The following is a 7,446-nucleotide window of genomic DNA, read 5'->3' on the forward strand; positions in this document are numbered from 1 at the left end:
TCCGCACCGCTGACGCGAATGCCAGCCGCAGCCTTGAGGAAGATGAGGACGAGGAGGAGGAAGAGGACTTTTGAGGGTTGAGAGCGCTCCCCACCCCTGACGCGAACGTGACGGGGATCCCCTTCAACCCACGAAGGAGGGTGGGGCTTCCCTCTCCTTTGGGTTCAGCAAGCCAGGAGGAAAACGGCGATGGCCAAAACAGAGCAACGCTTTGACTATGTCAAAATCGGCTTGGCTTCTCCAGAACGGATTATGGAGTGGGGCCAGCGCACCCTGCCGAATGGTCAAGTGGTGGGGGAAGTCACCAAGCCCGAGACCATCAATTACCGCACCCTCAAGCCGGAGATGGATGGTCTCTTTTGCGAGCGCATCTTTGGGCCGGCCAAAGACTGGGAATGCCACTGCGGCAAGTACAAGCGGGTACGGCATCGGGGGATCGTCTGCGAGCGCTGTGGGGTGGAGGTAACCGAGTCGCGGGTGCGCCGCCACCGCATGGGCTACATCAAGTTGGCCGCTCCGGTCACCCACGTTTGGTATTTGAAAGGGATCCCCAGCCACATCGCCACCCTGTTGGACATGCCGCTGCGGGATGTGGAGCAAGTGGTGTACTTCAACGCCTACGTAGTGGTGGATCCGGGCAATGCCCAGAATCTCTCCTACAAACAACTGCTGACGGAGGATCAATTCCTCGAGATCGAAGATCAGATGTACGAGGAGGGATCCGAACTGCAACTGCCGGAGAACTGGGCCATGATTGGGGCAGAGGCCATCGAGCGCCTGCTCAAGGATATCGACCTGGAAAAAGAGGCGGAGCAACTGCGGGAGGAGATCACCAGTGCTCGCGGCCAAAAGCGGGCGCGCCTGATCAAGCGGCTGCGGGTAATCGACAACTTCATCGCCACCGGATCCCGTCCGGAGTGGATGGTGTTGCGGGTGCTGCCGGTGATCCCGCCGGATCTGCGCCCCATGGTGCAGTTGGATGGGGGCCGCTTTGCCACCAGCGACCTCAACGATCTCTACCGTCGTGTGATCAACCGCAACAACCGTCTGGCCCGGCTGCAGGAGATCATGGCGCCGGAGATCATTGTGCGCAACGAAAAGCGCATGCTCCAGGAGGCGGTGGACGCGCTGATCGACAACGGTCGGCGGGGGCGCGTGGTGGCGGGGGCCAACAACCGTCCCCTCAAGTCCCTCTCCGACATCATCGAGGGCAAACAGGGGCGCTTCCGGCAAAACCTGTTGGGCAAACGGGTGGACTACTCCGGGCGTTCGGTGATCGTGGTGGGGCCCAACCTGCGCATGCACCAGTGTGGCCTGCCCAAAGAGATGGCCATCGAGCTGTTCCAGCCCTTTGTCATCCACAAATTGATCAAGCGGGGCATCGTCAACAACATCAAGGCCGCCAAAAAGCTGATCCAAAGCAACGACCCGCAGGTTTGGGATGTGCTGGAGGACGTGATCGACGGCCACCCGGTTTTGCTCAACCGTGCCCCCACCCTGCACCGCCTGGGGATCCAAGCTTTTGAACCGATCCTGGTGGAGGGAAGGGCGATTCAACTTCACCCCTTGGTTTGCCCCGCCTTCAATGCTGACTTCGACGGCGACCAGATGGCGGTGCATGTGCCCCTGTCGTTGGAAGCCCAGGCGGAAGCGCGCCTGCTGATGCTGGCCACCAACAACATCCTCTCCCCGGCCACCGGCGCTCCCATCATCACCCCCAGCCAAGATATGGTGCTGGGATGCTACTACCTGACGGCGGACAACCCCCACGCGCCAGATATTGGCGATCGCTTCTTCGCCAGCTTGGAAGATGCTCTCATCGCCTACGACTGCGGTGCCATCGGCCTGCACAGCAAGGTCTGGGTGCGCTACCACGGCCCGATGGAGTTGGGCAAGGGCGAAAAAGAGTCCGAGCCGCAAATTATCGAAGAAGCGGGCGGCATCCGCCTCAAGATCACCAACTACCGCCGTATCCGCGAAGATCAAAACGGCAACGTGATCAGCCAGTACATTCGCACCACGCCGGGCCGGATCATTTTTAACAAGACCGTGCAGGATATTTTGTCTGCGTAGTTACCCTCTGCCGTAGGACGGCTCTTCTCTCCCCTTCTCTCTAGCGAGGCATCATGAGCGAAAAAGGACGATTTTCCGCTGGCCTGGCGCGGCAGGCTGCCGACGGCAACAAAGCCGACGCCCCTTTGCCCCCTGTGCCCTTTCGCAACTATCAAATTGGCAAAAAAGAGCTGCGTAACCTGATTGCCTGGTCTTTTGCCCGCTACGGCACAGCCCGCACCGCTCAGATGGCGGATGCTCTGAAGACCCTGGGCTTCAAATACGCCACCCAGGCAGCCGTCTCCATCAGCGTCGAAGATCTGCGCGTTCCCCCCAGCAAGCGGCAGTTGTTGGCACAAGCGGAAGCCGAGATCGAGGCGGCCACCGAGCGCTATACCCGTGGAGAAATCACAGAGGTGGAGCGCTACCAAAAGGTGATCGACACCTGGAACCAGATCAACGACCAGATCAAAGAGGAGATGCTCAACAACTTCCGGCAGAACGATCCCCTCAACTCCGTTTACATGATGGCCAACTCGGGGGCGAGGGGGAATGTCTCCCAGGTACGGCAGTTGGTGGGCATGCGCGGCCTGATGGCCAACCCCCAGGGGGAGATCATCGATTTGCCCATCAAAACCAATTTCCGCGAGGGCCTGACCGTTACCGAGTACATCATCTCTTCCTATGGGGCCCGCAAGGGCTTGGTGGATACGGCCCTGCGCACCGCCGACTCTGGCTACCTCACCCGCCGCTTGGTGGACGTGTCTCAGGATGTGATCGTGCGGGAATCCGACTGCGGCACTGAGCAGGGCATCCTTCTGGAATACCTGATGGACGGGGACAAGGTGGTGGTGTCTCTGGAGGAGCGCTTGGTGGGCCGAGTGTTGGCGCGCGACGTGGTGCATCCACAAACCCAGGAGATCCTCGCCCGCCGCAACCAAGAAGTGGATCACGACTTGGCTAGAACCATTGCAGAGGCTGGCATCCGCCAGGTGATGGTGCGTTCTCCCCTCACCTGTGAAGCCAACCGCTCCGTGTGCCGGATGTGTTATGGCTGGAGCTTGGCCCACTCCCGCCTGGTGGATCTGGGGGAAGCGGTCGGGATCATCGCCGCCCAATCGATTGGGGAGCCGGGCACCCAGTTGACCATGCGCACCTTCCACACGGGAGGCGTGTTTACAGGGGAGGTGGCCCGCCAAATTCGCGCCCCCTTTGCGGGTGTGGTGCGGTTCCCGAAAAATCTGCGCACCCGCCCCTTCCGTACCCGCCACGGCGACGATGCTCTACAAGTGGAGGTAAACAACCAAATCATCTTGGAAGGCCCAGACGGTCAACGGGAGTCCTTCGACATGACTCAGGGATCCACCCTGCTGGTGCGGGACGGAGCCCAGGTGCAGCGGGATCAGTTGATTGCAGAGGTGTCCCTGGCCAAGGCCAGCCGTAAGAGCACCGAGAAAGCCCAGAAAGAGGTGGTGGCCGACCTGGCTGGAGAAATTCGCTTTGCCGATCTGCCCATCGAGGAGAAGACTGACCGCCAGGGTAACACCACCTACACTGCCCAGCGGCAGGGATTGATCTGGGTGATGTCTGGACAGGTGTACAACCTGCCTCCGGGGGCCGAGCCGGTGGTGAAAAACGGGGATCGGGTGCAGGCGGGGGATGTGATCGCCGAAACCTCGCTGGTGACGGAGCATGGCGGCATTGTGCGGCTACCGGAGCGCAGCGACACCAGAAGTGGGCGCGAGGTGGAGATCATCAACGCTTCGGTGGTGTTGCGGGAAGCACGGGTACGGGTGGAATCCCACCAGGGGCGGGAACAATTTTTGCTGGACACTTCCAGTGGGCAGACCTTTGTTCTCAAGGCTACTCCGGGCACCAAAGTGGGCAACGATGAGGTGGTGGCGGAGCTGATCGACAACCACTTCCGCAGTCAGACGGGAGGCTTGGTGAAGTTCGCTGGCATTGAGGTGGCACGGCGCGGCAAGGCCAAGCAAGGTTACGAAGTCATCCAGGGCGGCACCCTGCTGTGGATCCCGGAAGAGACCCACGAGGTGAACAAGGACATCTCCCTGCTGAACGTGGACGATGGCCAGTATGTGGAAGCAGGCACTGAGGTGGTGAAAGACATCTTTTGCCAGAATGCCGGTGTTGTCGAAGTCATCCAGAAGAACGACATTCTGCGGGAGATTGTCATCAAGCCGGGATCCCTGCATCTGGTGGACAACCCCGCCGACTTGGAAGTGAAAAGTGGCACCCTAATCCAGCCCGGGCAACCGGTGCTCAGCAGCATCGTTCCCGACCGACTGGTCTACCTGGAACACGTGGAAACTCCCGAAGGCCCAGGCTTGCTGCTGCGTCCGGTGCAGGAGTACGAGATCCCCGACCGGCCCTTGGTGCCCACTCAAGAGTCCACCAGCGAGTCCGGTCGCTCCATTCGTCTGCGGGCGGTGCAGCGGGTTCCCTTCAAAGATGGGGAGCGGGTGAAGTCGGTAGGCCCTGTAGAGCTCCTGCGCACCCAACTGGTGCTGGAAATCGATACCGACGCCCCACAACTGAAGGCCGATATCGAGCTGATCCAAGATGAGAAGGATCCAGATATTCGCCGCCTGCAACTGGTGATTCTGGAAACCCTGTTGCTGCGCCGCGACGTGGAAGCGGATCTGACGCAGGGGAGTACCCACACGCGGCTGTTGGTGAAGGAAGGAGACTCCATCGCCAGCGGAGATGTTATCGCCCGCACCGAAATCCAAGCCAAAAAGGCCGGGATCGTCCAAGGGATCCGCGAGGGAGCGGAGGTGGTACGGCGGGTGCTGGTGATTACCGACGACGATCTGGTGCAGGTGCCCCTGACAGGTTCAGCCAGCGTGGCGGTAGGGGCGCTGGTGCGGGCCGGAGATGAGCTGGCGCCTGGGATCCCTTCTCCACAGTCAGGACAGGTGATGCAGATAACGGACGGCCAAGTCCTGTTGCGGATGGCGCGGCCCTACTTGGTTTCTGCGGGTGCCATTCTGCAGGTACGGAATGGCGATCTGGTGCAGCGGGGGGATTCTCTGGCCCTCTTGGTGTTCGAGCGGGCCAAGACAGGGGACATCATCCAGGGTCTGCCACGGATTGAGGAGCTGCTGGAGGCCCGCAAGCCCAAGGAAATGTGTGTTCTGGCCAAGCGGCCCGGCACCGTTCAACTGAGCTGGCGGGGAGAAGAGCCAGATCTCAAGGTCATCGAAGCCGATGGCACCGTTAGAGACTATCCTGTGCTGCCGGGGCAAAGCTTGATGGTGGTGGACGGACAGCCGGTGGGGGTGGGGGATCCCCTAACCGATGGCCCTGCCAACCCCCACGACCTCTTGGAGATCTACTACGAGTACCATCGCCAAACCTTGGGAGATGACCAAGCCGCACGGTTGGCTCTGCGGGAGGTGCAGCGCTTCTTTGTCAACGAAGTGCAGAACGTCTACCGCTCCCAGGGGGTGGAGATCTCCGACAAACACATCGAGATCGTGGTGCGCCAGATGACCTCCAAGGTGCGGGTGGATGATGGCGGCGACACCATCCTGCTGCCGGGCGAGCTGGTGGAGTTGCGGGAAATCCAGCAGATCAATGCCACCATGGCCATTACTGGAGGAGCGCCGGCCAAATACACGCCCGTCCTGCTGGGGATCACCAAGGCCAGCTTGAATACCGACAGCTTCATCTCAGCGGCCAGCTTCCAGGAAACCACCCGCGTGCTGACTGAGGCGGCCATTGAGGGCAAATCCGACTGGCTGCGCGGCTTGAAGGAAAACGTAATCATCGGGCGCTTGATCCCGGCAGGCACGGGCTTCACCACCTACGAGGAGATTGCCGCCGAGCCGGAGCCTGACGAAGAGGAGGAAGAGCCTGCAGTGTTGCCGGAGCTGCCGCCTCGTTTGATCTTGGAAGACGATCAGTTGATCGACGATTCCACCCCTGCCTTCGACGAGCTAGAGGAGGATGACGACGAGGAGGAGTGAGGCGCTGGGTCTCCAGGATTGGGCCACTTTGCAAACTGAAATCGTCAGTTGCTGCCGCTGCCCCCGCTTGGTGGCCTGGCGAGAGTCAGTCGCCCTTCAGAAGGTGGCCCGTTTTCGCGACCAGCTCTACTGGGGCCGACCGGTGCCAGGGTTCGGGGATCCGCAGGCGCGGCTGTGGGTGATCGGGTTGGCGCCGGCAGCCCATGGGGGCAACCGCACCGGGCGCGTGTTTACCGGGGATCCCAGCGGGGACTGGCTGTTTCGCGCCCTGTACCGAGCCGGGTTTGCCAATCAGCCCACCTCTACCCACCGAGAGGATGGCCTGCAATTGCAGGATTGCTACATCTCGGCAGTGGTGCGCTGTGTGCCCCCGGAGAACCGCCCCACCGCCATAGAAGCCAAGACCTGCCTGGGCTACCTGAAGCAAGAGCTGGAGCTGCTAACCCAGGTGCGAGTGATCCTGACGTTGGGGCATTTTGCCTTCCAACACGCTCTGACGCTCTTGCCACCTCTCAGGCCCCGTCCCCGCTTTGGCCACAACTGCGTTATTCCCCTGGCAGAGGGTCGCTATTTGCTGGCGTCTTACCATCCCAGCCGGCGCAACACGGCCACACGGCTGCTGACGGAGCCGATGTTGGATGCCGTTTTCGCGCAAGCCCAGCAGTTGCTGTCTGATAAGCCAGCCCGACCGGCTGAGGATTAGGCGGGTTGCCAAGATTCGAGGCGATAGGCACTGTCCCAAAACAGCCATTCCAACCGGGAGGCAGTGACAAAAGCTGCCCTCATCTTTTCCCGCAGCGGTTCTGTAGCCTGCTGAGCGACGGAGTCGGTGATGTCCAAAGCCTGCTGCACCACTTGGGCAAATTCTTCCCCGGCGTAGGTGTCGATCCACTGTTGGTAGGGATTGTCAGGCTGTGCGGTGCGATAGATGGCGGATCCCACCTCTCGGTAGATCCAAAAGCAGGGCAGCACAGCGGCAATGGCCACCTCATAGGGATCCACAGCCGCCGCAGCCAACAAAAAACGGGTATAGGCGAAGCAGGCAGGGGCATAGGCTGTTTCGGGTTGAATGTCGTAGAGGCGAAAATAGCTTTCGTGCAGGCTGCGTTCGGCCACAATGGCTCCCAGGGCAAAGTTCAAGAAACTCACCACCTGCTCAGCCCCTTCGGAACGAGCTCCAATCAAGGCCAGAGCGCGGGCAAAATCCGTGAGATAAAGAGCATCTTGCTGCAAGTAAAACTGGAACCGCTGCCGCGATAGGCTGCCCGCTGCCAACTCTCGGTTGAAGGGGTGATCGAGGATTTGCTTGTAGATGGGCTGAATGGCTTGCCAAAGGTGGGCAGTAAAGGACTGGGGCATGGCGACCGTCTCTCGGCGTTTGGTCTTCAGCTAGAAATTGCAGGAG

Annotated in this window: 4 protein-coding genes; 3 read left to right on the forward strand and 1 reads right to left on the reverse strand. The window is 60.7% G+C overall.

Annotation, left to right across the window (positions count from 1 at the left end):
* The first annotated feature begins 189 nt into the window (after window positions 1–189).
* The 3 genes from NW819_RS11550 to NW819_RS11560 are packed head-to-tail and all read left to right on the forward strand — an operon-like array spanning window position 190 to window position 6,744.
* On the forward strand, window positions 190–2,073 hold the full coding sequence (locus NW819_RS11550; RefSeq protein WP_414413831.1) for a DNA-directed RNA polymerase subunit gamma: 1,884 nt from the start codon (window positions 190–192) through the stop codon (window positions 2,071–2,073).
* Window positions 2,074–2,126: 53 nt separating this feature from the next.
* Window positions 2,127–6,041, forward strand: coding sequence for a DNA-directed RNA polymerase subunit beta' (locus tag NW819_RS11555; RefSeq protein ID WP_414413832.1), 3,915 nt, complete (start codon window positions 2,127–2,129; stop codon window positions 6,039–6,041).
* A complete protein-coding gene (locus NW819_RS11560; RefSeq protein WP_414413833.1) occupies window positions 6,022–6,744 on the forward strand; it encodes a uracil-DNA glycosylase in 723 nt (240 codons plus the stop codon). Before NW819_RS11555 ends, NW819_RS11560 begins: the two co-directional genes overlap by 20 nt.
* On the opposite strand, the gene tenA is transcribed toward NW819_RS11560, so the two are convergent.
* Window positions 6,741–7,400, reverse strand: a complete 660-nt coding sequence (tenA, locus tag NW819_RS11565; protein ID WP_011434003.1) for a thiaminase II — start codon at window positions 7,398–7,400, stop codon at window positions 6,741–6,743. The two genes, NW819_RS11560 and tenA, sit on opposite strands and share 4 nt — an antisense overlap.
* Between the last annotated feature and the right edge of the window lie 46 nt (window positions 7,401–7,446).

This window comes from Synechococcus sp. R8-2 (genome assembly GCF_047461715.1).
Classification (GTDB): Bacteria; Cyanobacteriota; Cyanobacteriia; order Thermostichales; family Thermostichaceae; genus Thermostichus.

Bases quoted from the DNA above. Each gene is read 5' to 3' on its own strand.
- NW819_RS11550 (WP_414413831.1), top strand. From the start codon at position 190: ATGGCCAAAACAGAGCAACGCTTTGACTATGTCAAAATCGGCTTGGCT.
- NW819_RS11555 (WP_414413832.1), top strand. From the start codon at position 2,127: ATGAGCGAAAAAGGACGATTTTCCGCTGGCCTGGCGCGGCAGGCTGCC.
- NW819_RS11560 (WP_414413833.1), top strand. From the start codon at position 6,022: ATGACGACGAGGAGGAGTGAGGCGCTGGGTCTCCAGGATTGGGCCACT.
- tenA (WP_011434003.1), bottom strand. From the start codon at position 7,400: ATGCCCCAGTCCTTTACTGCCCACCTTTGGCAAGCCATTCAGCCCATC.